This window comes from Pararhizobium sp. LjRoot235, assembly GCF_964254145.1.
Lineage (GTDB): Bacteria > Pseudomonadota > Alphaproteobacteria > Rhizobiales > Rhizobiaceae > Pararhizobium.
The window spans coordinates 3567230-3592582 of sequence record NZ_CAXUSP020000001.1; the positions used below are offsets into that span (position 1 = coordinate 3567230).

22 protein-coding genes are annotated in these 25353 nt (G+C 62.2%); 5 read left to right on the forward strand and 17 right to left on the reverse strand.

Annotated elements, in window-relative coordinates; genetic code table 11:
* Positions 1 to 2: 2 nt before the first annotated feature.
* From lpxK to ACSQ2Z_RS17555, 6 genes are all read right to left on the reverse strand, one after another.
* Positions 3 to 1040 (reverse strand): tetraacyldisaccharide 4'-kinase, encoded by a 1038-nt coding sequence (gene lpxK / locus ACSQ2Z_RS17530; RefSeq protein WP_436082367.1) that lies wholly within the window; start codon positions 1038 to 1040, stop codon positions 3 to 5.
* Positions 1041 to 1413: 373 nt separating this feature from the next.
* Positions 1414 to 2121 carry an HAD family hydrolase gene (locus ACSQ2Z_RS17535; RefSeq protein WP_436082368.1) on the reverse strand — a complete coding sequence of 236 codons (708 nt, stop codon included), beginning with the start codon at positions 2119 to 2121 and terminating at the stop codon, positions 1414 to 1416.
* 19 nt (positions 2122 to 2140) lie between these two features.
* Positions 2141 to 3454: a lipid IV(A) 3-deoxy-D-manno-octulosonic acid transferase gene (gene waaA, locus ACSQ2Z_RS17540; RefSeq protein WP_436082369.1), complete on the reverse strand. Its 1314-nt coding sequence runs from the start codon at positions 3452 to 3454 to the stop codon at positions 2141 to 2143.
* A gap of 94 nt (positions 3455 to 3548) precedes the next feature.
* Positions 3549 to 3785 carry a DUF4170 domain-containing protein gene (locus ACSQ2Z_RS17545; protein WP_436082370.1) on the reverse strand — a complete coding sequence of 79 codons (237 nt, stop codon included), beginning with the start codon at positions 3783 to 3785 and terminating at the stop codon, positions 3549 to 3551.
* Between the two features lie 60 nt (positions 3786 to 3845).
* Positions 3846 to 4658 carry a 3'(2'),5'-bisphosphate nucleotidase CysQ gene (locus ACSQ2Z_RS17550; protein WP_436082371.1) on the reverse strand — a complete coding sequence of 271 codons (813 nt, stop codon included), beginning with the start codon at positions 4656 to 4658 and terminating at the stop codon, positions 3846 to 3848.
* Between the two features lie 60 nt (positions 4659 to 4718).
* Positions 4719 to 6065, reverse strand: a complete 1347-nt coding sequence (locus ACSQ2Z_RS17555) for a TldD/PmbA family protein (protein ID WP_436082372.1) — start codon at positions 6063 to 6065, stop codon at positions 4719 to 4721.
* 169 nt (positions 6066 to 6234) lie between these two features.
* Between ACSQ2Z_RS17555 and ACSQ2Z_RS17560 the strand changes: the two genes are divergently transcribed.
* Positions 6235 to 8094 carry a monovalent cation:proton antiporter-2 (CPA2) family protein gene (locus ACSQ2Z_RS17560; RefSeq protein ID WP_436082373.1) on the forward strand — a complete coding sequence of 620 codons (1860 nt, stop codon included), beginning with the start codon at positions 6235 to 6237 and terminating at the stop codon, positions 8092 to 8094.
* A gap of 6 nt (positions 8095 to 8100) precedes the next feature.
* Here the strand turns inward: ACSQ2Z_RS17560 and ACSQ2Z_RS17565 are convergent, their stop codons facing one another.
* The 3 genes from ACSQ2Z_RS17565 to ACSQ2Z_RS17575 are packed head-to-tail and all read right to left on the reverse strand — an operon-like array spanning position 8101 to position 11503.
* The gene (locus tag ACSQ2Z_RS17565) at positions 8101 to 8970 is read right to left on the reverse strand and encodes a patatin-like phospholipase family protein (protein WP_436082374.1); all 870 of its coding nucleotides are present in this window, start codon (positions 8968 to 8970) and stop codon (positions 8101 to 8103) included.
* Positions 8933 to 9550: a 16S rRNA (guanine(966)-N(2))-methyltransferase RsmD gene (rsmD, locus tag ACSQ2Z_RS17570; protein ID WP_436082375.1), complete on the reverse strand. Its 618-nt coding sequence runs from the start codon at positions 9548 to 9550 to the stop codon at positions 8933 to 8935. The genes ACSQ2Z_RS17565 and rsmD overlap by 38 nt, the downstream gene beginning before the upstream one ends.
* Positions 9551 to 9556: 6 nt before the next feature.
* Entirely contained in the window at positions 9557 to 11503 is a 1947-nt protein-coding gene (locus tag ACSQ2Z_RS17575; RefSeq protein ID WP_436082376.1) for a pseudouridine synthase, read from the reverse strand.
* A gap of 77 nt (positions 11504 to 11580) precedes the next feature.
* Between ACSQ2Z_RS17575 and ACSQ2Z_RS17580 the strand changes: the two genes are divergently transcribed.
* A complete protein-coding gene (locus ACSQ2Z_RS17580) occupies positions 11581 to 12030 on the forward strand; it encodes a nucleoside deaminase (protein WP_436082377.1) in 450 nt (149 codons plus the stop codon).
* Between the two features lie 8 nt (positions 12031 to 12038).
* Here ACSQ2Z_RS17580 and ACSQ2Z_RS17585 read toward each other — a convergent pair whose 3' ends face one another.
* The 7 genes from ACSQ2Z_RS17585 to chrA all read right to left on the reverse strand — a co-directional run bounded on the left by ACSQ2Z_RS17585 (position 12039) and on the right by chrA (position 20225).
* On the reverse strand, positions 12039 to 12515 hold the full coding sequence (locus tag ACSQ2Z_RS17585) for an N-acetyltransferase family protein (protein WP_436082378.1): 477 nt from the start codon (positions 12513 to 12515) through the stop codon (positions 12039 to 12041).
* A 6-nt stretch (positions 12516 to 12521) separates the two neighbouring features.
* The gene (locus ACSQ2Z_RS17590) at positions 12522 to 13139 is read right to left on the reverse strand and encodes a hypothetical protein (protein WP_436082379.1); all 618 of its coding nucleotides are present in this window, start codon (positions 13137 to 13139) and stop codon (positions 12522 to 12524) included.
* A gap of 137 nt (positions 13140 to 13276) precedes the next feature.
* Positions 13277 to 16228 (reverse strand): isoleucine--tRNA ligase, encoded by a 2952-nt coding sequence (ileS, locus tag ACSQ2Z_RS17595; RefSeq protein ID WP_436082380.1) that lies wholly within the window; start codon positions 16226 to 16228, stop codon positions 13277 to 13279.
* 305 nt (positions 16229 to 16533) lie between these two features.
* Positions 16534 to 16773, reverse strand: coding sequence for a BrnA antitoxin family protein (locus ACSQ2Z_RS17600; RefSeq protein WP_436082381.1), 240 nt, complete (start codon positions 16771 to 16773; stop codon positions 16534 to 16536).
* Between the two features lie 85 nt (positions 16774 to 16858).
* Positions 16859 to 17839 (reverse strand): bifunctional riboflavin kinase/FAD synthetase, encoded by a 981-nt coding sequence (locus ACSQ2Z_RS17605; RefSeq protein WP_436082382.1) that lies wholly within the window; start codon positions 17837 to 17839, stop codon positions 16859 to 16861.
* Positions 17840 to 17888: 49 nt separating this feature from the next.
* Positions 17889 to 18737, reverse strand: a complete 849-nt coding sequence (locus ACSQ2Z_RS17610; RefSeq protein WP_436082383.1) for a TIGR01459 family HAD-type hydrolase — start codon at positions 18735 to 18737, stop codon at positions 17889 to 17891.
* A gap of 123 nt (positions 18738 to 18860) precedes the next feature.
* Positions 18861 to 20225: a chromate efflux transporter gene (gene chrA, locus ACSQ2Z_RS17615; protein WP_436082384.1), complete on the reverse strand. Its 1365-nt coding sequence runs from the start codon at positions 20223 to 20225 to the stop codon at positions 18861 to 18863.
* 669 nt (positions 20226 to 20894) lie between these two features.
* Here chrA and groES point away from each other — a divergent pair.
* The 3 genes from groES to ACSQ2Z_RS17630 all read left to right on the forward strand — a co-directional run bounded on the left by groES (position 20895) and on the right by ACSQ2Z_RS17630 (position 24038).
* Positions 20895 to 21191, forward strand: coding sequence for a co-chaperone GroES (groES, locus tag ACSQ2Z_RS17620; protein WP_037124760.1), 297 nt, complete (start codon positions 20895 to 20897; stop codon positions 21189 to 21191).
* A 66-nt stretch (positions 21192 to 21257) separates the two neighbouring features.
* Positions 21258 to 22901 carry a chaperonin GroEL gene (gene groL / locus ACSQ2Z_RS17625; RefSeq protein WP_436082385.1) on the forward strand — a complete coding sequence of 548 codons (1644 nt, stop codon included), beginning with the start codon at positions 21258 to 21260 and terminating at the stop codon, positions 22899 to 22901.
* 687 nt (positions 22902 to 23588) lie between these two features.
* Positions 23589 to 24038 (forward strand): hypothetical protein, encoded by a 450-nt coding sequence (locus ACSQ2Z_RS17630; protein WP_436082386.1) that lies wholly within the window; start codon positions 23589 to 23591, stop codon positions 24036 to 24038.
* A gap of 12 nt (positions 24039 to 24050) precedes the next feature.
* Here ACSQ2Z_RS17630 and ACSQ2Z_RS17635 read toward each other — a convergent pair whose 3' ends face one another.
* On the reverse strand, positions 24051 to 25268 hold the full coding sequence (locus ACSQ2Z_RS17635; RefSeq protein WP_436082387.1) for an NAD(P)/FAD-dependent oxidoreductase: 1218 nt from the start codon (positions 25266 to 25268) through the stop codon (positions 24051 to 24053).
* Positions 25269 to 25353: the final 85 nt, after the last annotated feature.

A 25353-nucleotide genomic window follows, 5' to 3' on the forward strand; every position in this document is an offset into this window, starting at 1 on the left:
CCTTATTTCCTGCCCTTGCGCAGGCTGCGCGCCCGGGCGGCCATCAACGCCGCATCGATGATCTTGCCAGGCGAGGCCGGATCGTCGAAACGGACTTCGACATCGATCACCCGGCTCCTTTCCATCAGTTCCACAGCCCGGCCATGACCTGGTTCAAGCCGCACCATGTCCTTTGCCGTCGTCACGAGCTGGTGGCCCTTGGCATGGGCGTGATCGAGCAGATCGGCAATCTCGTCCTCGGAAAAATGGTGATGATCGGGAAAGCTGCGACTTTCAGCGAGGACCGCCCCGGTCTCTCGCACCGTGCGGAAGAATTTTTCCGGATCTGCAATGCCCGCCCAAGCGAGAACCGGCACGTCCTTCAGGCCGCCATCGTCGAGATGCATGACATTGGCTTCGTAGATCTGCTTGCCGGCGCGGGCCGCCCTGCGGATCAGCCCATCAGCACGATCACCGTTGCCGATCTTCAGAAGCGCCGAGGCGTGGCGTATCTGCTGGCGGATCGGCGCGCGGACCGGGCCGGAGGGGATCAGGAACCCGTTGCCGATCCCCCTTCGGCTGTCGATCACCAGCAGCGAAAAATCGAAGGCCAGCCGGGCGCTCTGGAACCCATCGTCCATGATGATCAGATCGGCCCCTTCCCCCACCAATCGGCGGGCGCCCTCGACCCGCCTGCGGCAGACCACAGCAAGGCCCTCGCGGGCCAGAAGCAGCGGCTCATCGCCGACATCGCGGGCGCGGTGGTGGGAAAGGTCGACCACCGTCGTCACGTCGAGCGAGCCGCCATAGCCACGGCTGAGGAACCCCGGCTTCAGGCCACGCTTGCGGGCGGCCCGGGCAAGCGCAATCGCTGTCGGCGTCTTGCCTGCCCCGCCAACGGTAAAATTGCCGACGCAGATGATGGGAACCGGGACGGAGGCGCGCCGTGCATGGTCCATGCGCCAACCGGAAATGCGGCCATAAATCCAGGAGAAGGGCCAGAGGCCATAGGCGCGCCAATCCGCTTTGGTCCACCAGAACGGCGGTGCTTCAGAAACCATCAGTCTTTCCAGGCCTCCCAGCCCACCGGTTGCCGCCTTTTGCGACGCGGTAAAAATTTTTTCCCGTTGCCGAAACAGATATTTCTTGCGGAAAACCGCTTTGGCTGGCGACACAAAACGGCAGATTGCCGGGAATTGCAAGCCGTCGCGCTGTCCGCCGTGGCAAATGAACAGGCCTCGTGACCCGTCGAAACGCGCGACTGGCACCGGCGAAAGTCAACGGCGTCGGACGCCTGGTGGATGCCGATATGAGGAGCTTTGACCAGGCTGAAAGCCGTCACAGGTTCAACTCGCCGTCCAGGCGCTGAACATCGCAAACACCGCACCGTCGCTGCTGATGCATGTTCCAGTAAGCGAGCAGGTCAGCCGAACGTCAGATCAGAACGGTCTCGAGCTCGGTGATATCGTTGAGGCAATGATCTGACGCCGCCGCGAGCGACTGTGGTGAGCCGGTGCCGGTCAGAACCGCCACCGTGAGGCCGGCGCCGGCGCTGCGGCCCATATGCAGATCGTGGTTGTTGTCGCCGACAACCGCCACCTGATGCGGCTCAAGCCCGGTCGCGGCGCAGAAGCCATGGACCATGCCGGGCTCAGGTTTGGTGCCGAAGCCGCTGTCGTAGCCCGCGACGTAGTGCAGATAGCCGTCGAAGCCGAAACGCTTCGCGGTCTCGCGGATCGAGCGCTCGTTATCGCTGGAGGCGACACCGAGCCAATAGCCCTTGGCGTGCAGTCCGGCAAAAAAGACGGCGAGATCGGTAACCGGCACGGCAAAGGCGGCCGAATTGGAAAAGAGCCCGTCGAGCTTCGCCGTCAGTTCTTCCACCGTGTAACGGGCGCCGGCGGCGACCATGCCGGTGGCGATCTCCACCGTGTTGCCGGCCGCCAGAAGGCTGTCCGGCGTCACATAGCCCGTATCGGGATCCATGCCGCCAGCAGCCAGCAGGCGGCGCGCAAGGTCCTGATCACCATCAGCAGCGATGCTGGCAACCTCGTAATTCACCGGAACCCAGCTTTTGACATAATCGAGCAGCGTCCCGTCCTTGTCGAAGAGGATTCCGGATATCACTTTTTCACGCGTCATCGGACTTTCCCCCGGAAAATCAGGTCTCGCCGCGGGGCTGCAGCCGCGCCTTCACCGTCAGCGGATTGATATAGGGCTCGAGCCCCCTGATCGTCGCCGACAGTGCTCCACGCATTTCATGCACGGTTTCGAGCCCGGCATCGATCATCTTGCGACGCACCTCGTCGTTGACGAGCAGATAATTGACGCCCTTGGCCAGCATCTCGACATCGCGAATGATCTTGGCGCTGCCGTTCTTCGCGAGCATCTGGTAGGTGTCGCGGAAATTCTGGACATTGCCGCCGGACAGGATGGCGCAGCCGAGCATCGCCGGCTCCAGCGGGTTCTGTCCGCCCTCGGCAAACAGCGATCGGCCGACAAAGGCAACTTCGGTCAAGCGCAGATAAAGTCCCATTTCGCCAATGGTATCACCAAGGAAGATGTCCGTCTCCGGCGTGATCGGATCATTGCGCGTGCGCCGCGCGACCGTTAGCCCCTTGGCGTTCAGCATCGCCTCGATCGCGTCACAGCGCTCGGGGTGGCGCGGCACGATGATGGTCAGCAGTCCGGTGCGCTCCTTCAGCGCGCGATGGACGACGCCTGCGGCATTCTCCTCGCCTTCGAAGGTCGAGATCGCGGCCCAGGTCTTGCGGTCGCGGACCTGCTGGCGATAGTGCTTGAGGACCTGCCCGTCATGCGGCGGCGCATCGGTATCGACCTTCAGATTGCCCGACACCATCACCGGCAGCGCGCCCAGCGTGCGGAACCGCTCGGCATCGAGGTCCGACTGGGCAATGACCAGCGCCAGGTTTTCGAATAAGGCATCGGCAAGCCACGGACGCTTCTTCCAGCGGCCGAAGGTGCGATCGGACAGGCGGCCGTTGACCAGCACCTGGGGAATATGGCGCTGACCGAGTTCGACGATGGTCATCGGCCAGATTTCCGATTCTGCGATGATCGCCAGATCCGGCTCCCAATAATCGAGGAAGCGGGCGACGGCCGGCTTGAAATCGAGCGGCACATATTGATGGATGATGCCGGGTCCAAGGCGGTCTGCGGCCAGACGCGCCGACGTCGTTGTTCCCGTCGTCAGCACGATGGCGATGCCGCGGCGCGATACTTCCCTGATCAGCGGAATGACTGCCGTGGTCTCGCCGACGCTGGCGGCATGGAACCAGACCAGCGGCCCCTGCGGACGCGGCGCGCTGGCGTGGCCGTAGCGTTCCTGGCGGCGGGTGGAATCCTCCTTGCCCTTGACGGCGCGAGCGGCAAGATAGGACCAGACGAGCGGATAGATGGCCGTGCCGATCCAGCGGTAGCTGGACAGCGCCAGCCGAGCAAGGATGCGGCTCATGAGAAGACGTCTCCGCTTTCGCGTTCAGGCTTTGAAAGCCAAGCGCTTCCGGCAGCACGCGTTGAAGGCGTGGCCTGTGCGGACCGGACCGGCATCAAGCCTGTTCCGGATCGAGCAGCCGGTGCATGTGCACGATGAAATAGCGCATATGGGCGTTATCGACGGTCAACTGCGCCTTGGATTTCCAGGCGGTCAGGGCGCTGTCGTAATCGGGGAAGATGCCGACGACGTCGAGCTTTTCCAGATCGCGGAACTCAACGCCGGTCAGCGTCGTCAGTTCACCGCCGAACACGAGATGGAGCCGCTGTTTCTGTTCCGAGTTCTGAGCCATCTGACCTTCCGATTTTCTTGACGTATTTTGCCCCGTGTTTGCGGCATTCAGCCGGAAAGGTCAATGGCCCTCCAGCCCCTGTGACGCGGCAATCAGCGCCGGCAAAGCGGGCATTGCAGCGGCGCACAGGATGGTATGGCGAACATTGGGGCGATTGTAGGAAAGCGGCTGCCCGTCGAGGCCGAAAAGCGCGCCACCGGCTCGCTCCAGGATGAGGTCGGCGGCGGCGAGATCCCAGTCGTGGGAATTTTTCTTGACAATGGTGCCGTCGATCCGCCCATCAGCGATCATGGCGATCCTATAGGCAAGGGAAGGCACATGGGCAATGCGCGAAACGCTTGTCCGGTAGCCGTATTCCAGTAATCCAACGGCGTCTTCGGCCAAGGCAATCCTGAGCGTCGAGTCCACGCCTGCCCTGACGTTGATCGCCGCTCCGTTCTTTTGCGCATCACCCGTCAACGTCGCCTGGAACAGTTCATCAAGAGCCGGCGCAAACAGCACGCCGGCCACCGGGCGGCCAACATGCACCACGGCGACGCTGACGCACCAGACATCCTTGCCGGCAATGAAGGCGCGGGTTCCGTCGATCGGATCGACGACGAAGACGGTATCGCAGCCGAGCCTTGCCTCATCGTCATCGGTCTCCTCCGACAGCCAGCCGTAATTGGGGCGGGCCGTCAGGAGCTTTTCCTTCAGGATGTCATTGGCGGCATAATCCGCTTCGCTGACGGGCGAGCGGCCTTCATTCTTCCATTGGACGTCCGGATTCTTGCGGAAATAGGACAGCGCCTTTTCACCTGCGGCCTTCGCCGCTATCGTGATGAGTTCCAGATCGGTGATCCATTGATCCGGCGATGGACGAACGGCAGTCATTCAGTCTTTCCATTTCCCGCGGCCGCCAGCCGCGTTGAAGATCGATAAGCGGATCGCGGCTCACTTGCCCGCGAGTGTCATGCCCTCGATGGCAAGCGTCGGCGCGGCGATACCGAACTTGCGATCGATGTCGTCTGCCAGCGTGAGGCCAAAGAACATCTGCTTGAGGTTCGAGGCAATGGTGACTTCCGATACGGGGAAGGTCAACTCGCCGTTCTCGATCCAGAAGCCCGAGGCGCCACGGCTGTACTCGCCCGTCAGCATGTTGACGCCATGGCCGATCAGCTCGGTGACATAAAAGCCGGTGCCAACATTGCGGATCAGGTCCTCGCGGGAGATATCTCCGGGCTCCAGCGCGAAGTTCGTCGACGAGGGCGACACCGCAGGGCCGCCGCGCACGCCGCGTCCGTTGGTTTCCAGCCCAAGTTCCCTGCCGGTCGACGTGGACAGGAACCATTGCTTGAGCACGCCATTCTCGATCATCGACAGCCTCTCACCAGTCACGCCTTCCCCATCGAACGGGCGCGACGAGGCGCCGCGCACCACCAGCGGATCGTCGGTGACATGAATACCCGCCTTCATGACCGGCTTTCCCATCACGTCGCGCAGGAAGCTCGTCTTGCGGGCAACCGCCGCGCCGTTGATCGCGCCGGCGATGTGCCCGGCAAAGCCGCGCGCCATGCGCGGGTCGAAAACGACGGTGACATTCTTCTGGGTCGGCACCTGGCGCGGACCGATACGGGCAACCGCCCTTTCACCGGCGGTGCGACCGATCTCGGCGGCCGGTTTCAGGTCGGCGAAAAAGAGCCGGCTGTCGAAATCATAGTCGCGCTCCATCTTCGTGCCGTCGCCGGCAATGACGCTGACGGAACAGCCGAAGCGCGTGCCCATATAGGCGCCGGAAAAACCGTGCGAGGTCACCAAAACCATCCCGCCCATGCCGGCGGACGCGCCGGCGCCACTGGAATTGGTGACGCCGTTCACGGCAAGGGCTGCCTCTTCCGCCTCCAGCGCCGCCGCCGTCAGGGTCTCGGTCGATATTTCGGTCGGATCGAAGAGATCGAGATCGGGATAGGATTTCGCCAGGCGCGCGGCATCGGCGAGGCTGGCGAAGGGATCCTCCGGCGAGGCCTTGGCCATGGCCACCGCGCGCTCGGCCAGGACCTTGAGGTCGAAGCCCGGATTGGCCGAAACGCTGGCGACGCGGCGGCCGACGAAGACGCGGAGCGAAAAATCGTCGCCTTCCGACGCCTCTGTTCCCTCGACCTTTCCCAGCCGCACCGAGACGGAGCGGGACCGGGAGCGAATCGCCACGGCATCCGCCTGGTCGGCGCCAGCCTTCAGCGCCAGATCGACAAGCTCGGCCGCACGCTTCTGGAGAACGCCGGAATCGATAATATCGGACATGATTTAGCCTTTCATTCCTGCCCCATTTATTGTGCACTGGGACGAGCATCAAGGGCATACCCTGATTCTTGGCCGCCGCCCCGGCGAAATACCCGATCACGGGCAATCTCTTGCCCATGAAGAAGATGAGATAGCCCGTTTGCACAGCAACGGGCAGGAAAGAGCAGACATGTCGACGACACCCGTCCTCATCTCCCAGGCCCTGCTGCTGCTCGGCGGCGCCGTCGTGGCAGCCCCGATCTTCAAGAAGCTCGGGCTCGGCACGGTTCTCGGCTATCTGGCCGCCGGCGTCATCATCGGCCCGCTGCTGCACCAGATCACAGAGGGCGAGCAGATCCTCGGTTTTGCAGAACTTGGCGTCGTCTTCCTGCTGTTCATCATCGGCCTTGAGCTAAAGCCATCGCGCCTTTGGCAGATGCGGCGCGACATCTTCGGGCTCGGCACCGCGCAGGTGCTTCTGACCGGCGCGGCTGTCTCGGCGATCCTCTACGAGCTTGGACTGCTCGACTGGAGCGGCAGTGTCGTCACCGGGTTCGGGCTGGCGCTATCATCGACGGCCTTCGCATTGCAGATCCTCGATGAGAACGGCGACACCAATACGCGCTACGGCCAGCGGGCATTTTCTCTGCTCTTGCTGCAGGATCTGGCAATCGTGCCGCTTTTGGCGCTGATCCCGTTGCTCGCCCTGCAAGCGCCCGAAGATACCAGCCCGCCACTCCAGGACTTCGGCATCGCTGTCGGCGCAATCCTGATCATGGTGGTTGCCGGCCGCTATCTGCTCAATCCCCTATTCCAGATCATCGCCCGCACGGGTGCGCGCGAAGTCATGATCGCCGCTGCGCTGCTGATCGTGCTCGGCGCAGCGACAATGATGCAGCTTGCCGGTCTCTCGATGGCGATGGGCGCCTTTCTCGCTGGCGTCCTGCTCGCCGAGTCCTCCTACCGGCATGAGCTGGAAGCCGATATCGAGCCGTTCCGCGGGCTGTTACTCGCCCTGTTCTTCATGGCCGTTGGCCTTTCGCTGGAGATCGACGTCATCCTTCAGAACTATCTGCTGATCCTGTTCGCCGTGCCGGCGCTGATGCTGATCAAGGCGGTGGTCATCTATACGCTGTGCCGCGTAACGGGCTCGCCGCACAATGACGCGGTGCGCATCGGGCTGCTCTTGCCGCAGGGTGGCGAATTCGGCTTCGTTCTCTTCACCGCCGCTGCCGCAGCCGGCGTGTTTTCCGCCGGCTGGGCATCGCTGCTGATCGTCATTATCACGCTCTCCATGGCGTTGACGCCTGCCGCCGCGGCGCTCGCCGGATTGCTCATGCATGCGCACGAGGAGATGACTGAAGAACTCGAGGAGGACTTCGACGGCGCCGGCGCCGATGTGCTGATGATCGGCTTCTCCCGCTTCGGCCAGATCGCGTCGCAGATCCTGCTTGCTGGCGGCCGCAACGTGACGATCATCGATCATTCCGCTGCCCGCGTTCGCCAGGCCGCGACCTTCGGATTCCGCATCTATTTCGGCGACGGCACGCGGCTCGACGTGCTGCGCGCTGCCGGCATCGAGCGCGCCAAGATCGTCGCGGTCTGCACCCAGAAGATGGAGATCACCGATCGCATCATCGATATGGTGCGGGCGGAATATCCGAACGTCCGCATCTATGCCCGCGCCTACGACCGGCTGCACACGCTGTCACTGCGGGCGCGCGGCGTTGACTACGAGCTGCGCGAGACCTTCGAGTCCGGTCTCGTGTTCGGTCGCAAGACGCTGGAAGGGCTGGGGGTCGGCGACAATGCGGCGCAAGAGATCATGGACGATATCCGCCGGCGCGACGAGGCGCGCCTTTCGGTGCAGGAAGCCGAAGGCATCAGCGCCGGCCGCGACATGCTGCATTTCGAACCGGTCAAGCCGGAGCCGCTGATAAAGCCGAGACGCGAGGCGGCACCTTCGCTGGAACCGGGCGATGATATCCTTTCGGCCACGGCAAACATCAAAGCCAGCCCGGAAAACGACGTCTTGGCCGACGCGGACTGATCCCGCTCAGGCCCGGCTTTTCGCCTCAAAGGCTGTGTCAAGTGCAGCCTTGAGCTGGTCCTTGACCGGCGCCGTCGCGGCCAGCACGTCCTGCGCCTTGAGGAAGTCCATTACCCGGAAGCGGTTCACCTCGGGCCGCAGGAGAATGTCCGGCGGATGCGCCTTCATCTTCATGGCGATGATCGACTGCATCATCAGCTGGCTGGCGCCGAACAGGCTATCGATCCAGCTCGGCATGGTTTCACCGTCGCCATCCGGCCCGCCGACGACGTCGACGCCGATGACGATATCGGCCAGACCTGTGAGATGATCGAAGGGCACCGGATTGTAGATGCCGCCGTCGATCATCACGCGGCCATCGATCCGAACCGGCTTGAACAGGACCGGAAGCGCGGCCGAGGCCGCCAGCGCCCGATGCAGGTCGCCGGACTGGCAGACGCGCTCGGTCTGACCGTAATAATCGGTGGTCATCACCTTCAGCGGGATGTCCAGGCCAGAGAAATCCTTCGGCACGCTCTCAGGCAGGAAAGCGGGAAGGATGCGCTCGATATTGAACTGGCCGACACGAAAGCCGTTCGCAACCGCCTGGGAAAAACTCGATGGCCGCAGGCTCCATAGCCGATTGACGACCTCCTTGCGGCGCCCGACCGTTGCCAGCGTGTGATCGCGGATTTCCTGGCCGCTAAGGCCGGCCGCCATGCCCGCCCCGATGATCGCACCGATCGAGGAGCCGGCGATCGCGACCGGGCGGATGCCGAGTTCGTCCAGCGCCTCAATGACATGGATATGCGCGAGACCCCGCGCGCCGCCGCCACCGAAGGCGACTGCAACAGTCGGGTCAGCTGATTTCATCACTGTTTCGAGGCCTTGCGTCATGCTCAGCGCCTTTCCGGTACCACGCGGCGCGGTAACGGTAGAAATGCATCTTCGTATCGCCGAACAGGCGGTCGTCGATCACTTCGAAACCATCCTGCAGCACCGGTTGAACATCGGCCCGCTCTTCGAGAATGGCAAGAGCGCCCGGCACCAGCCATCCGCCTTTGGCGGCCGAGGCGAGCGCTTTTTCACCAAGGCCCTTGCCATAGGGCGGATCGGCAAAGACGAGGTGGAACGGCTCGACGGTGCCGGCCGGTCCAAGATCGGTCGCATCGCGCCGGAAGATGCGCGCCCGGCCGGTCAGGCCGAACGCCTCGATATTGGTGCGCAACAGGCCCCTGCCCTCGGCGCTCTGCTCGACGAACAGCGCCTGGCGGCAGCCGCGCGACAGGGCTTCCAGGCCAACCGCGCCGGTGCCGGCGAAGAGATCGAGGATGCGGGTGCCGTCAAGGGCATCCGCATAGGCATGGCTCAGAATGTTGAACAGGCTTTCGCGCGTCCGGTCCGTCGTCGGCCGGATGTCATTGGATTTGGGCGTTGCGAGCCCGCGCCCGCGAAACTCACCACCGACGATCCGCACGTTCGCTTAGTTCCCGCGTCCGCGCGGCTTGCCGCCACCCGCCGGGCGTCCGCCGGAAGGCTTGCCGCCCCCCGGTTTGCCACCACGCGGGCCGCCCGATTTCGCACCGAAGGACTTGCCGCCGCCCGGCTTGCCGCCAAAGGACTTTCCGCGTGGTTTATCACCGGCCGGGCGATCTCCACGCGGTGGACGGTCGCCGAAGTCCCGCGGCTTGCGGTCACCATCCTCGCGGGAGAAAGACTTCTCGCCGAACGGCTTGCGCGGGCGGTCACCCTGTGGACGATCGCCTGGCGGCCTATCACCTTGGGCCTTGGCGCTTCTCGGCCGATCGGAGAAAGAGCGAGCGCCTTCAGCACGGGGCTTGCGATCGCCAAACGGCTTGTCACCGTCTCGGCGCGGTGGGCGGTCACCGCCTTCACGCCGGGCCGGACGATCACCGAAGCCGCGTGAATCGCGGTCGCCGCCACGCTTGCGGTCGCCGCCGCGGCCTTCGTCCCTACTCGTCTCTTCGCTGGCCCTAATCCAGTCACCATCGTCATCGGCTCGGTTGACCACGACGCGCGGTCCGCGATCTGGGCGATCGTAAACCGTAGACTTCTTGCGGTCCGGGTCGAATTTCTTGTTGGACTTCATCGGCAGACCGTCCTTGGTCCGGCCGTAGCGCTTGGTCGCAGGTGCGCCTTCGGGTCGCTCACGGCGTACGGGCTTTTCAGCCACATCCGCCGCCTGCGCATCCTTGGGTTTCTTTTCGGCGATCGGCCGGGCACCCGGCGCCATCCAGACATTGGCCTTGCGCGGGCGCTGGGCGGGTTCGCGCCTCGGACGGTCGTCGAATTTCGCCTCCCCGCCACGGTCCTTGTGGTCGCCACGTCCGCCGCTTCTGTCGTCGCGCTTGGTATCGAGGCGGGAGAGTGCCCGCTCGCGCTTGTCGCCTGCCTTTTCGCGGAAGCCGCCACGTTCCCTGGCTTCAGCCTTTCCAGCCGACCATTCGTTTTTCTGCGGTTTTTCTTCCTCAGCAGCTGCGGCGTCGAAGATCGGCGCGTCGAAATTCGCCTTGGCGTCCTCGATCAGGCGCGGGCCGAGCTGGTCGCGCAGCGTGCGACCGCGGATTTCCTGGGCGTGGCCTTCCGGCAGTTCGCCCAATTGGAACGGACCGTAGGAAATGCGGATCAGCCGGTTCACGTCGAGGCCGAGCGCGCCCATGACGTTTTTGATTTCACGGTTCTTGCCTTCGCGCAGGCCCATCGTGATCCAGACGTTCGAGCCCTGGACCTTGTCCAGCGTCGCCTCGATCGAGCCATAGAGCACCCCGTCGACGGCAATGCCGTCCTTCAGCTTGTCGAGTGCCGCCTGGTCGATGGCTCCATGGGCGCGCACGCGGTAGCGGCGCAGCCAGCCGGTCGACGGCAGTTCGAGAACGCGCGCCAGACCACCGTCATTGGTGAGGAGCAGCAGGCCTTCGGTATTGATGTCGAGGCGGCCGATCGACAGCACGCGCGGCAGGTCGTCCGGCAGGTTGTCGAATACGGTCGGACGTCCTTCCGGATCGGAATTGGTGGTCACCAGGCCGGACGGCTTGTGATAGAGCCAGAGCCTGGTGCGCTCGATGCCGCGGATCGGCTGGCCATCGACCTCGATCGTGTCGGCGAGCGTCGCGTTGACAACCGGCGTGTCCAACACCGTGCCGTTGAGACTGACGCGGCCTTCCATGATCATGCGCTCGATATCGCGCCGCGAGGCGACGCCGGCCCGCGCCAGAATCTTGGAAATGCGCTGCGGCACGTCCGCCTCGACGGTTTCCACCGCGGCCGCTCTCGGCTCGCGCGGCTTTTCCGCTTCGGTCTTTTCAGCACCGGAATGCGCGGCTGCGGCCTTGCGGGCGCCGGTGTAGGGCTTCTTATCGCGGCCGGCCGGCTTGCCGCCGGGCCGCTGGGGCTTGTCTTTGAATGTCATTTGTGTTGCCTGCCTTTTGAGGCTGTCCTATCAGGTCGCAGCCCAAGGGTTAAGAGAAATTATCGCGGGTTCCAACGATGGCTGAAACGAACCGCTTCATGGATTTGGCCTTGGCAGAGGCCCGGCTGGCGGCGGCACGCGGCGAAGTCCCGGTCGGCGCCGTGCTTGTCCTCAATGGCGAGGTCATTGCCAGTGCCGGAAACCGGACCCGGGAACTCAACGACATCACCGCCCATGCCGAGATCGAGGTGATCCGCGAAGGCTGCCGCATTGTCGGCGACGAGCGGCTTCCCGGCGCCGACCTCTATGTAACGCTCGAACCCTGCACCATGTGCGCCGCGGCCATCTCGTTTGCCCGGCTGCGGCGGCTCTACTATGGTGCCGAGGATCCGAAAGGCGGCGGCGTCGACAACGGCGTGCGCTTTTTCAGCCAGCCGACCTGCCATCACGCGCCCGAGGTTTATTCGGGTTTTTCAGCCCAAGCGGCGGCGGATATCCTCAAGCAGTTTTTTGTAGAGAAGCGTTGAAAGGCGGCTCAGCCGGCGGCAAAGCTTTCGAGCGCGGCTCCGGACAGACGATAGCGGGTCCATTCGGTCAGCGGCTCGGCACCGATCGCCTGATAGGCCTTGATCGCCGGCTCGTTCCAGTCGAGCACGCTCCACTCGAACCGGCCGCATCCCTTTTCCACCGCGATCCGCGCCAGATAGCGCAGCATCAGGCGTCCGGCGCCGGTTCCGCGCTGTTCAGGCGTGACGTAGAGGTCTTCGAGATAAAGGCCGTTGCGAGCCTGCCAAGTCGAATAGCTGAAGAACCAGACGGCAAAACCGACGGGAACGCCGTCGCGCTCGCAGATCGCCGCATGCGAAACGGAATTCGGGCCGAACAGGGATTCGGTGATGGATTCGACCGTCGCCTCGACTTCGTGGCCGGCTTTTTCATAAATTGCCAGTTCGGTGATGAAGCGCAGGATAGTTCCCGCGTCGGCTGGCGTCGCCTCTCGAATATCAAACATCGCCGATCAGAAAATGTCCCACCACTTCTTGCCGCTGCCGGCAATCGCGGCTTCCTTCTTGCGGCGGCGCGCCTTGACCTGCTCCGGTTCGCCGAGATCCGCCACGGCCTCTTCCGGCATCTTGCGGTATTCGAGCGGCGGGTCACTCAGGAAACGGCGCTTGTCGGCATAGGCGCCCATCTGGAGCTTGCGGGCTTCGCGATAGGCTTCCTGCTGTTCCTTGGCGGTCAGGCGACGGCTATTGGCGCTTGATTTGGCCAGTGGCGAAACGTAGGTCGGGCTGTCGGCATTGGCATCGGCTTCGTCGCGCAGGCGCTGACGCGTTTCTTCCGGCGACTCAAGCCACTGCGGATTGTCCTTGGCAAGGCTCTGCTGTGGCTGCACCAGCGCGGCGGTCTCGCTTGATGGAGGCAGGACGAGGCCGGGCCGCGGTTGATATTTGAGGTTCTTGGACTTGGTCGTCTCGCCAATGCTGACGGCACTGCCGAGGTCGTCCATCAGGTGTTCACCGGCGGTCTTGTCCGTGCCGTAGGTCGGGCCGCCAATGCAGCCGGTCAGGACGAGGCTGCCAGCCACAACGCCGAAAATACCGGCATACACTCGAAACTCTCGCGTCATTCCCATGAAAACCCTTCCAGCGGCGCCGGCACGATCGATCTCTGAGGCGGCATTGCTGCGCCCTTGACGGATAAATCCGCCGATTTTCAGGCAGGTTCTACCGGATGAGCGGCAAAAGAGCAATTCACCCGGCAGACTATCCATCAACAGGCGAAGCCAAGCTCGCGCAGCGCCGCCGCATCGCGGGCGGACACATCCGGGAAAGCAGGATCGGAACCGACATCGGCGGTAATCCGCCAGGAGCGGGCGCATTTGACGCCTTCCGCCAGTCTGGGCTCGACGCTGACTGTCGACAGGTCATCCAGGCGGAAGGCGCCTTGCGGCCCCTTGCCATCGACGACCGCGATGCCGGAAGTGATGCAGATTTCAGCGAAATCCTGGCCTTCCAGCGCCTGCAGCAGACCGGCGTCGGCGATGTGGACGACCGGAGCCGCTTCCAGCGAGGAGCCGATGCGCTTGTCGCGACGCTCGACCTCCAGTGCACCGGTGACCGCCCGACGTACGTCGCGGACCTTCTTCCACTTCTCTGCCAGCGCCTCGTCGCGCCATTCGGCCGGCACGATCGGGAACTGTTCCAGGTGGACGGAAACCGCCGACGGATCGCGCGACAGCCAGGCCTCTTCGGCCGTGAAGGGCAGAACCGGTGCAAGCCAGGTCACCAGGCATTCGAACAGCTTGCGGATGACCGCGAGGCTGGCGCGGCGGCGCAGGCTCGACGGCGCATCGCAATAGAGCGCGTCCTTGCGGATATCGAAATAGAAGGCCGAAAGCTCGACATTCGAGAAATCGATCAGCGCACGGGCGATGCGCTTGAAGTCGAAGGCGTCATAACCTTCGCGGACGATCTGGTCCAGTTCGGAGAGGCGATGCAGCATCAGCCGCTCAAGTTCGGGCATGTCGTTGAAGGCGATGTCTTCTTGCCTGTCATGCGCCAGCGTGCCGAGCATCCAGCGGATGGTGTTTCTGAGCTTGCGATAGGCGTCGATGTTGGTCTGGATGATCGTCTTGCCGACGCGCAGGTCTTCCGCATAGTCCGACGTCGCCACCCAGAGACGCAAGATATCGGCTCCGGCGTCCTTCATGACCTCCTGGGGCGATGTGACATTGCCCTTGGACTTCGACATCTTCTCGCCCTTCTCGTCCATGGTGAAGCCATGGGTGATGACGGCGTTGTAGGGTGCGCGGCCACGTGTCGCTGCACTTTCGAGCAGTGAGGAATGGAACCAGCCGCGATGCTGGTCGGAGCCTTCGAGATAGACATCCGCCGGCCATTTCAGGTCAGGGCGATCCTCCAGCGTGAAGGTGTGCGTCGAGCCCGAATCGAACCAGACGTCGAGGATGTCCATCACCTGCGTCCAGCGGGCATGATCATGATCAGGCCCAAGGAACCGATCCTTGGCGCCTTCGGCGAACCAGGCATCCGCACCTTCCTGTTCGAAGGCGTGGAGGATGCGGGCGTTGACGGCCTCATCGACCAGCACTTCGCCCTTTTCGTCGGCAAAGACGGCGATCGGCACGCCCCAGGCCCGCTGACGGGAAAGCACCCAATCCGGACGGTTCTCGATCATCGCACGCAGGCGGTTCTGGCCGGCTGCGGGCACGAAGCGGGTCTCGTCGATGGCTTTCAGGGCGCGCGAACGCAGCGTCTTACCGTCGGCAAGCTCCTTGTCCATATAGACGAACCACTGCGGCGTGTTGCGGAAGATCACCGGCTTCTTCGAGCGCCAGCTATGCGGATAGGTATGCTTCAAGCGGCCGCGGGCAAACAGCGTGTGGCGGGCGATCAGCGCCTTGATCACACGATCGTTGGCATCGCCCTTCTTGCCCGTGTCATCGATGACACGGGCGGCCCCACCTTCGGCGTCCGGGCCGAAGCCCGGCGCATCGACGGTATAAAAACCAGCGTCGTCGACGGGAAACGGGATCGTCGAGGAGATGCCGCGCGCTTCGAGCGCCCGGGCATTCTCCATCCAGGCGTCGAAGTCCTCGCGGCCGTGGCTGGGAGCCGTATGGACGAAACCGGTACCGGCGTCGTCGGTGACGTGGTCACCGTCGAGCAGCGGCACCTGGAAGTCATAGCCGCCACCGAGGCCGTGCAGCGGATGGGCGCAGGTCATGGCCGCCAGTTCGTCGGCGCCGACTTCGCGAACAAATTTGAACGTGACCTTGGCTTTGGTTGCGGCTTCGTCGGCAAGACGCCTGGCGAAGATCAGTTTTTCGCCCGGCTGCGGCCCGAAGTCGTTCTCCGCGCTTGCGACCTCAAAGAGGCCGTAGGGGTAGCGCGAGGAATAGGCGATCGCGCGGTTACCGGGGATCGTCCAGGGGGTCGTGGTCCAGATGACGACGGACGCCTGCCCAGCCAACATATCCGGAAACTCGAACTTGCCGTCTTTAACTTCAGCATCACGCATAGCGTCCATCACCGGGAACTTCACCCAGATCATGTCGCTCTCGACGTCCTGGTACTCGACCTCGGCTTCCGCCAGCGCCGTACGCTCGACGACCGACCACATGATCGGCTTCGAGCCGCGATAGAGCTGGCCGGACTTGGCGATCTTCAGGAGTTCGCCGGCGATGCGGGCTTCGGCGTGGAAGGCCATCGTCGTATAGGGATTGTCGAAATCGCCCTCGATGCCGAGGCGCTTGAACTCTTCCGACTGGATCTTGATCCAGTTGGCGGCGAATTCGCGGCACTCCTTACGGAACTCGTTGACCGGAACCTCGTCCTTGTTCTTGCCCTTGGCGCGATAGGCCTCCTCGATCTTCCATTCGATCGGCAGGCCGTGGCAGTCCCAGCCCGGAACATAGTTGGCGTCATAGCCGCGCATCTGGAACGAGCGGTTGATGATGTCCTTCAGGATCTTGTTCAGCGCATGGCCGATGTGGATGTTGCCATTGGCATAGGGCGGGCCGTCATGCAGCACGAATTTTTCACGGCCGGCAGCCGAGGCGCGGAGCTTCTTGTAGAGCTCCATCTTCTGCCAGCGGGCGACCGTTTCCGGTTCCTTCTGCGGCAAACCGGCGCGCATCGGGAATTCGGTTTCCGGCAGATAAAGGGTCTTCGAATAGTCGAGCTTTTCAGCGGTATCGGTCATGGCTTTTGCAATCGTCTCTGAGCGCGTTTCGCCGCGCATGCGAACGGGATATCTTCAAGGGATAGCGGAGGCGTTTATTTCAAACGCCGAAAACCCGGACCTTCCGGCGACATTCAAAGCGCTGGGAAGGCCGGGCCAATAATTCGCTGATCTATCATCAATTGACGATATCGGGTCATGGTGGCCGGTTGTTTAAGACGTTTTCAGCCGAAAAGGAAGAGGCTTGCAGCTGGCGCTGCAGGTTTGCGCACCCCCGTTGCCGTGCCACGTCAGCGTGCTTCCTGTTTATTCGGGCTCGACGCTATTTACGCGCCGGGTTTGCTCTGCATCACTGCTCGCAACGCGTCGTTGATGCGATCCTGCCAGCCCGGCCCATCCTTCTGAAAATATTCGAGCACGGCGCTGTCGATCTTGATCGACACAAGCTCCTTGGTCTCCGGCAACGCGCGCCGTTCGACTGCAGGCGCTACCGGCTTTTTGGCCGGCTTGAACAATGCTTCAGCGGCATCCATCGGATTTACGGGTCGGCGCGGCGTAGTAGCCATCGAACTCTCATTCCTGTTGGGTTTTGTGACTTTGGTCAGGCACAGTACGCGACCAATTTAGTCCGAACGTCAACCAGGTCACGGCTTAAAACGCAATCTGCAGGTCGATCTCGCTGAGCGGCCGCACGCCCGAGAGCAACGCCCGCGCCTCCGCCTCATCCCGCTTCATCTGCACCACCAGCGGATCGAGGCCGTCGAATTTGAGCTCGTCGCGAAGGTGACCGAAGAAGGAGACGGAACAGATTTCGCCGTAGAGATCGCCGGCAAAGTCGAAGACGAAGGTTTCGAGCAGGGGGACGCCATCGCTGTCGACCGTCGGGCGCTTGCCGAAACTGGCAACGCCGTCATGGAGACTGCCGTCGGCGCGGCGGAAGCGCACGGCGTAGATGCCGTTGCGCAGTTCGACTTCGGGGGGCAATTGCATGTTGGCGGTGGGATAGCCAAGCGTGCGGCCGAGCTTCTTGCCGCCGATCACTTCGGATTCCACCGTATAGCGATAGCCCAGCATTCCGGCTGCCTCTGCGACGTCACCCTCGCCGAGCAGCCCGCGGATATGGCTGGAAGAGATCACCGAGGCGTTTTCGTCGCGAAAGGCATCGACCAGCGTGACGCCAAAACCGTTTTCGCCGCCGGCCGCCATCAGGAAGGCGGGGCCACCTTCCCTGCCCTTGCCGAAATGGAAATCGAAGCCGGTCACGACGTGGCCGGCGTGCAGCCAGTCCATCAGCACGGAGCGAATGAAATCGGAGGCGGAAAGCTCAGAAAACGTGCGGTCGAACGGATATTCGATGACGGCGGAGAAGCCCATGCCTTCGAGGATGCGGGCCTTGAGCGGCGCCGGCGTCAGACGGAAGACCGGATGGTCCGGGCGAAAGACCGTGCGCGGATGCGGCTCGAAGGTCAGCACCAGGGCCGGAACGCCGCGCGCCCGCGCCTCCTCCAGCGCCCGATTCAACACCGACTGGTGGCCTCGGTGCACGCCGTCGAAATTGCCGATGGCAATGACGCCGCCCCTCAAGGCTTGCGGCAATGGTTCGCGCGTCTCGTTGCGATGGAAAACCGTCATGTCCGTCAAACCAGTCTCGTCTCTGGGCCAATACGATCAAGCCCGTCCTTTAAGCCAATCTGGGCATCCACCATTTCGGCGCGGCACCCTCGTCTTTCAGGAAAGCTGCAAGTTTCGTCTCGTCCGTCTTTTCAGCATTCATATATTCGAGCGCATGAATTCCGGCGCTGATATAGAGAATATCAAGGCCGAAATCCTGCGCACCCTTGACATCGGTCGGCATGCCGTCGCCGACGGCGATCACCCGCGACAGATCGAGCCCCCCGCGAACGGCCTTGGCCTCCGACAGCGAGGCGCGGTAGATCGGCACGTAGGGCTTTCCGGAAATCCGGGTCTCGCCGCCGAGTTCCGCATAGACCTTGGCGATGGCACCGGCGCAGGGGATCAGCCTGTGGCCGCGTTCGACGACAAGGTCGGGGTTGGCGCAGATGAAGGGCAGCTTGCGTTTGGCCATGCCGGTAAGTGTTGCGCGGTAGTCGTCCGGAGTTTCGGTCTCATCGTCGAAAAAGCCGGCGCAGACGATGATCTCGGCATCCTCGGAAGAAACCATTTCGACACCGAGGCCATCGAGCAGCGGCAGGTCGCGTTCGGCGCCGATGAAATAGATCTTTTTCGGGCCAGCGGCGATCAGTGCGCGGGTGACGTCGCCGGAGGTAACGATGCGGTCATAGGCGGTATCGGGCACGCCGAGGCCGCGGATCTGCGTGATGACGCCGGGATGCGGGCGCGGAGAATTGGTAATGAGGACGACGGTCAGGCCCCTGGCCCGGGCTTCCGTCAACGCCTCGCAGGCTTGCTTGAAGGCCGCAACACCATTGTGCAGCACGCCCCAGACATCGCACAGAACGACATCGTAACGGTTGGCGATGTCGCGAAAACTGTTGATCCGAACGGCCATGCTGGTTTCCCGCAGAAAAAATATCCGGCGTGACATCGCAGGCAGGCGCCGAAAATACAAGACTCCCTGCGGAAATTGGCGGCCGAATCCCAAGGATTCGGCCGTAAAATATGGATGGGCCTTTTAAAAGCTGCTGATCAGCCAGCCAGCGCCGGCGCAGACGACAAGCGTGGTTACGATCCCGCGTTTCAGCTTGAAAAGCATGAGAACCGCCAGAAGCGTCAGCAGCAATGCTGCCGGCTGGAACGTCTGCCAAACCGGAAGCGGCATCGACAGCGGCCCGGCCACATGCCGGCTTACCTCTGCAAAAAGGATGTGCAGGCCGAACCAGAGCGCCAGGTTGAGGATGACGCCGGTGACCGCCGCCGAGATCGCCGCCAGCGCACCCGAAAGCGCCCTGTTGTTACGCACGGTCTCGACATAGGGCGCACCGAGGAAAATCCAAAGGAAGCAGGGAATGAACGTGACCCAGGTGGCAAGCATCGCTCCGAGAATGCCGGTCCAGAGAGGATCGAGCCCGAGCGGCGCGCGAAAAGCGGCCATGAAGCCGACGAAGGAGAGCACCAGCACCAGAGGGCCAGGCGTCGTTTCGGCCAAGGCCAGACCATCGAGCATTTCACCGGGCCTCAGCCAGTGATAGGTCTCGACCGCCTGCTGGGCGACATAGGCAAGCACGGCATAGGCGCCGCCGAAGGTCACCACCGCCATCTTGGAGAAGAACAGGCCGATGGCAGTATAGACATTGTCGAAGCCGAGCATTGCGCCGATGACGACGAACGGCGCGACCCAGAGCGCCGCCCAGACGCCGAAAACCCGGACCGCCCGGCCCCAGGACGAGACGACGTCCGGGAAATTGCTGTCGATGACCGAGGGCTGGTCGGCCAGGGCCTGCTTTGCCGCCGCCATGGTTCTCCGTTCCACCGATTGCGCGTGGGTGGCGACGTAGCCGGCCACACCCGCCGCCAGGACGACCAGCGGAAACGGTAGATCGAAAAAGAAAAGCGCAGCGAAGGCGAGGGCCGCGACGATCACGGCAAAGCGGGTTTTCACCCCCCGGCGGCCGATGCGGATGACCGCTTCGACGACGATCGCCAACACCGCCGCCTTCAATCCGAAAAACACAGCGGCGAGCCAATGCGTCTCCTGGAACAGCGCATAGGCCGACGACAGGCCAAGGATGACGAAGAAGCCCGGCAACACGAACAGCGTGCCGGCCACGATGCCGCCACGCGTGCCGTGCAGCAGCCAGCCGACATAGATGGCAAGCTGCTGCGCTTCGGGACCCGGCAGGAGCATGCAGAAATTCAGCGCATGCAGGAACCGGCTCTCGGAAATCCAGCGGCGTTCCTCCACCAGTTCCCTGTGCATCAGGGCGATCTGGCCCGCCGGGCCTCCGAAACTCAAGAGCCCGATCTTCGCCCAGACCCTGATGGCCTCGGCGAATGTCGGATGCGCCGGTGGCGCCTCAATCTGCACCGCCTCATTCATTGTCTTTGACCTTCTTCGCGACGTGCGACATCCATTCGTGTTTTTCCTGCATGGCGTCACGTGCCCAGCGATAGAAGGATCGTAGAGCATCATGCCCGCTTCCAGTTGCTCCAGATCGTCGGCAAACATCCGCGAGAGACCGAGCGACGCCGGCATTCCGCAGCCAAGGCGGCGGCTCCTTCGCTGAGCTTCTTGCCTTTCTGGCAGACCACACAACGACCAGCGGCCGCGATAATCCACCGCCCATTGCCGCACCTCGGCATAGGACCGCCGGAAAGACGCGGGCAGAAGAAGCGGCTGCGGCGAAATCCTCATTGTCGCGCGCATCGATGACCACCGGCCCCCCGGGGGTGCCGATCAGGCGGACAAGTTTTTCGGTGGAAATAGCATTATACGAGGCCATGGTTTACGTCCTTTTCGTGGGATTGGACGCGAAGTGATGGCATGACGCCTCGTGGGGCAGTTCGCAACCCCATGCAGAAATTAGACAAAAAAGCCGAAACCAAGTCAATCAATTTCCCGCTGCAAAGAATCTTGCCGGCCCATTCTTGACTCAATCGACAGCCATCCTTATCTCCGGGTCGCTAGCACTCACGCAACAGGAGTGCTAACATCCATCCATCGGGTCGGTTCACGATCCGTGAAGTCATTTGATCGAGGGATTAGACAATGACAAGCACCAATTTCCGTCCTCTGCATGACCGCGTCGTCGTACGCCGCGTCGAGTCTGAAGCCAAGACCAAGGGCGGCATCATCATTCCGGACACCGCCAAGGAAAAGCCGCAGGAAGGCGAAATCGTCGCCGTCGGCACCGGCACCCGTGACGACAAGGGCGCTCTCATCGCTCTCGACGTCAAGGCTGGCGACCGCGTTCTATTCGGCAAGTGGTCGGGCACCGAAGTCAAGCTCAACGGCGAAGACCTTCTGATCATGAAGGAAGCCGACATCATGGGCGTTATCGGCTGATCCTAGCCGGTTCCCTTCTTCTCAATTCCATAAAACCAATTGGGCACCAGCCCGGGAGTTTTTAAAATGGCAGCCAAAGAAATCAAGTTCGGCCGCACCGCGCGCGAAAAGATGCTGCGTGGCGTCGACATCCTCGCTGACGCAGTCAAGGTAACGCTCGGCCCAAAGGGCCGTAACGTCATCATCGACAAGTCGTTCGGCGCACCGCGCATCACCAAGGACGGCGTTTCCGTCGCCAAGGAAATCGAACTCGAAGACAAGTTCGAGAACATGGGCGCGCAGATGGTCCGCGAAGTTGCTTCGAAGACCAACGACATCGCCGGCGACGGCACGACGACTGCAACGGTTCTCGCTCAGGCCATCGTTCGCGAAGGCGCCAAGAGCGTAGCCGCCGGCATGAACCCGATGGACCTGAAGCGCGGTATCGACCTCGCTGTTACTGCCATCGTCAAGGACATCGTTGCCAAGTCCAAGACGATCAGCACTTCGGAAGAAGTTGCCCAGGTCGGCACGATCTCTGCCAACGGCGAGACGGAAATCGGCCAGTACATCGCTGACGCGATGCAGAAAGTCGGCAATGAAGGCGTCATCACGGTTGAAGAAGCCAAGACCGCCGAAACCGAGCTCGAAGTCGTCGAAGGCATGCAGTTCGACCGCGGCTACCTCAGCCCTTACTTCGTGACCAACCCGGAAAAGATGGTTGCCGAACTGGACGACGCCTACATCCTTCTCCATGAGAAGAAGCTCTCCAACCTGCAGGCGATGCTTCCGGTTCTCGAAGCTGTCGTTCAGACCGGCAAGCCGCTCCTCATCATCTCGGAAGACGTCGAAGGCGAAGCGCTTGCGACCCTCGTCGTCAACAAACTGCGTGGCGGCCTGAAGATCGCTGCCGTCAAGGCTCCGGGCTTCGGCGATCGCCGCAAGGCCATGCTCGAAGACATCGCGATCCTGACTGGTGGCCAGGTCATTTCCGAAGACATCGGCATCAAGCTCGAAAACGTCACGCTCGAAATGCTCGGCCGTGCGAAGAAGATCTCGATCTCCAAGGAAAACACCACGATCGTCGACGGTCATGGCCAGAAGTCCGAGATCGAAGGCCGCGTTGCCCAGATCAAGGGGCAGATCGAGGAAACCACCTCCGACTACGACCGCGAAAAGCTGCAGGAACGCCTTGCCAAGCTCGCTGGCGGCGTTGCGGTCATCCGCGTCGGCGGTGCGACTGAAGTCGAAGTCAAGGAAAAGAAGGACCGTATCGACGACGCCCTCAACGCAACGCGCGCTGCCGTTCAGGAAGGCATCGTTCCTGGCGGTGGTACGGCTCTGCTGCGTGCCTCGATCGTTCTCAACATCAAGGGTGCGAACGACGACCAGACGGCCGGTATCAACATCGTCCGCAAGGCGCTGCAGTCGCTGGTTCGCCAGATCGCTGAGAACGCCGGTGACGAAGGTTCGATCGTGGTCGGCAAGATCCTCGAAAGCAACACCGACAACTACGGCTACAATGCCCAGACCGGCGAATATGGCGACATGATCGCCATGGGTATCGTCGATCCGGTCAAGGTTGTCCGCACGGCCCTGCAGAACGCAGCTTCGGTTGCCGGTCTGCTCGTCACCACCGAAGCCATGATTGCAGAGCTTCCGAAGAAGGAATCTGCCGGCGGCGGCATGCCTGACATGGGCGGCATGGGCGGCATGGGCGGCATGATGTGATAAGGCGTCCGCCTTATCACGAGTGACGACCATACAGCTTCGCCCATGATCCAAAGTGCTTCAGCGCGCCAAGCGCGCTGAAGTGGCGGCATGGGCGGCGTCTGCCTTATCACGAGTGACGACCACAAGGCTTTCCGGGTTTCCGGATTGAGAAAGGGCGGGCCGCAAGGTCCGCCCTTTTTCGATCACGATACAAAAGTTGATGGATGTCCCCAGGAAAGGTCCGCATCTACGGCATTTGACCCATTGCCTAGTCACATGCGAATCATGTTCTGATTGCACAGATCGAAACGAATGCAATCGCAGATATATGCTTCAGGCCGCAAAAAGTTTGCCAGAAAGACCATTGAAGCTACAAGCGAACCACAGACCTGAATGCAAGAAACTGGAAAAATAGACAACAGGGTTACTCATTTTTCTACAATAACGATGCGCCTAAATCGCTTTTATCCAAATAATAACGCAAATATATTCTGATATATTTTCATTGCATTATAATTTACTTCATCATGAACGCGATGGCGATAGGGATTTAAACTTACGTCTCTTGCCGATCGCAGGTTACAGAACTGTTAACGTATTTTACGCGTCACTTTTACTTTATTGAAAATTGGAAATAGTTTCTTTCAAACCTTTGACGGGAGCAGCGAATGAACTTCGGACGTTGCGCATATTCTGGAGCCGCCCGTGTTTAAGATTGCAACAACGGGTCTTTCTTCACTTCCAGACGCAGATTCCTTTGCCCTTGGCGAAAGCGGGCAGAAGTTGCTGAACCAGTTCTGCTTTTCAGACGAATGGGCCGGCAATCTCTCGAGCGGACTGTTTCGGCTCGGTGAAACCGCCGCGGCGATGCACGGCCTGCGTCAGCCCGAATGCGGCCTGCTCAATCTCGTGCGCTGTTATGACAACGCCGACCGCGATCATGTCTTCCGGCTTTTCGAACAGGCGGCAACGACGTCCTCGTCCTTTTGCTTCTCAACCACCATCATGCTGACGTCCGGCCAGAAGCAGCCGGTTTTCTGCATTGGTGAATCGAGCGGGCTCGCACAGCGCTATTCCGGGTCGATGCTCGGCGTCTTCTTCTTTCCCCGTTTCCAACTGGAAACAAAGGGACGGATTTTCAGCCACCACTCGTAGGGTGGTGGCCGCTCAAGGCAACAGCGACTTCAAGTCCGCTTCAGGATTTTCGAGGATGGCGCGGTCCGGCGTCAGCCCCTGCTCGAGCAGTTTCTTGCCCGTCACATAGGCCTTCGCATCATTGAGCGCATCGACCGCGATCAGCTTGCCCTGCATGAAATACCAGACGGAGACGCTGCCCTCGCGCTGGCCCCTGCGTACGATCGTTTCGTCGTGGCCGAGACCGAAGCCGGCGATCTGCAGCTTGACGTCGTACTGATCGGACCAGAACCAGGGTTTCGGATCATAGGGTGCCTCGCCGCCGGCGAGCAGGGCAGCCACCGCCTCCGCCTGATCGACGGCGTTCTGGACCGATTCAAGCCGGATGCGCATCCCCTTCCACGGCAGCACGGCGCAGTCGCCCATGGCGCGGATCGAGGGATCAGAGGTGCGGCCGAATTGGTCGACGACGATGCCATTGGCAACCTCGAGGCCGGCGTCGTGGGCCAGCGCGTCATTGGCCGTCACGCCGATACCGACGATCACCAGATCGACCGGAATGGTCGAGCCGTCGGTCAATTGGGCGGCGGTCACGTGTCCATTCGTGCCGGTCAGCTGGACAAGCCCGGTGCCTTCGCGAATATCGACGCCGCGTGTCTTGTGGATATCACGCACCAGATGAGAGGTCGCGGCCGAGGCGACGCGTTGCAGGATGCGATCCGCCATCTCGATAACCGTGACTTCGAGCCCGCTCGAGCGCGCGATGGCTGCGGCTTCCAGGCCGATATAGCCCCCGCCGATGATCAGGGCGTGCCTGCCGGGCTTCAATTCATCCGCCAGGCGGTCGGCATCGGTGAAATCGCGCAAGACGAACACGCCCTCGAGATCACCACCGATGCTGGCGGGCAGTTTCCGCGGGGTCGAGCCCGTCGCAAGCGCCAGCACATCATAATCGAGTTTGGAGCCGTCGCTGAGCCTCACGGTCTTGGCGGCGCGATCGATGGCTATGACCGTCGTCGAAAGACGCACATCGACGTTGTGCTCGGGGTACCAGCTCTCCGGCCGGTACAGCAGCCGGTCGAGGTTCATTTCGCGCAGCAGATATTTTTTCGACAGCGGCGGGCGCTGGTAGGGAAGACTGGCTTCCGCGGCGACGATCGTCACCGGACGTTCGTCCTTCAACGCCCGAAGCTTGGCTACGAGGGCAAAGGCCGTCTGACCGCCGCCTGCAACAACAAGTCTACCTGCCACGTCTGTTCCACCCGTCGAGAAAGCTTCATTTCCCGAGAGGTAGCCTGTCCGCCCAAGTCACGTCAACACAGGCCCCGTCAACTCG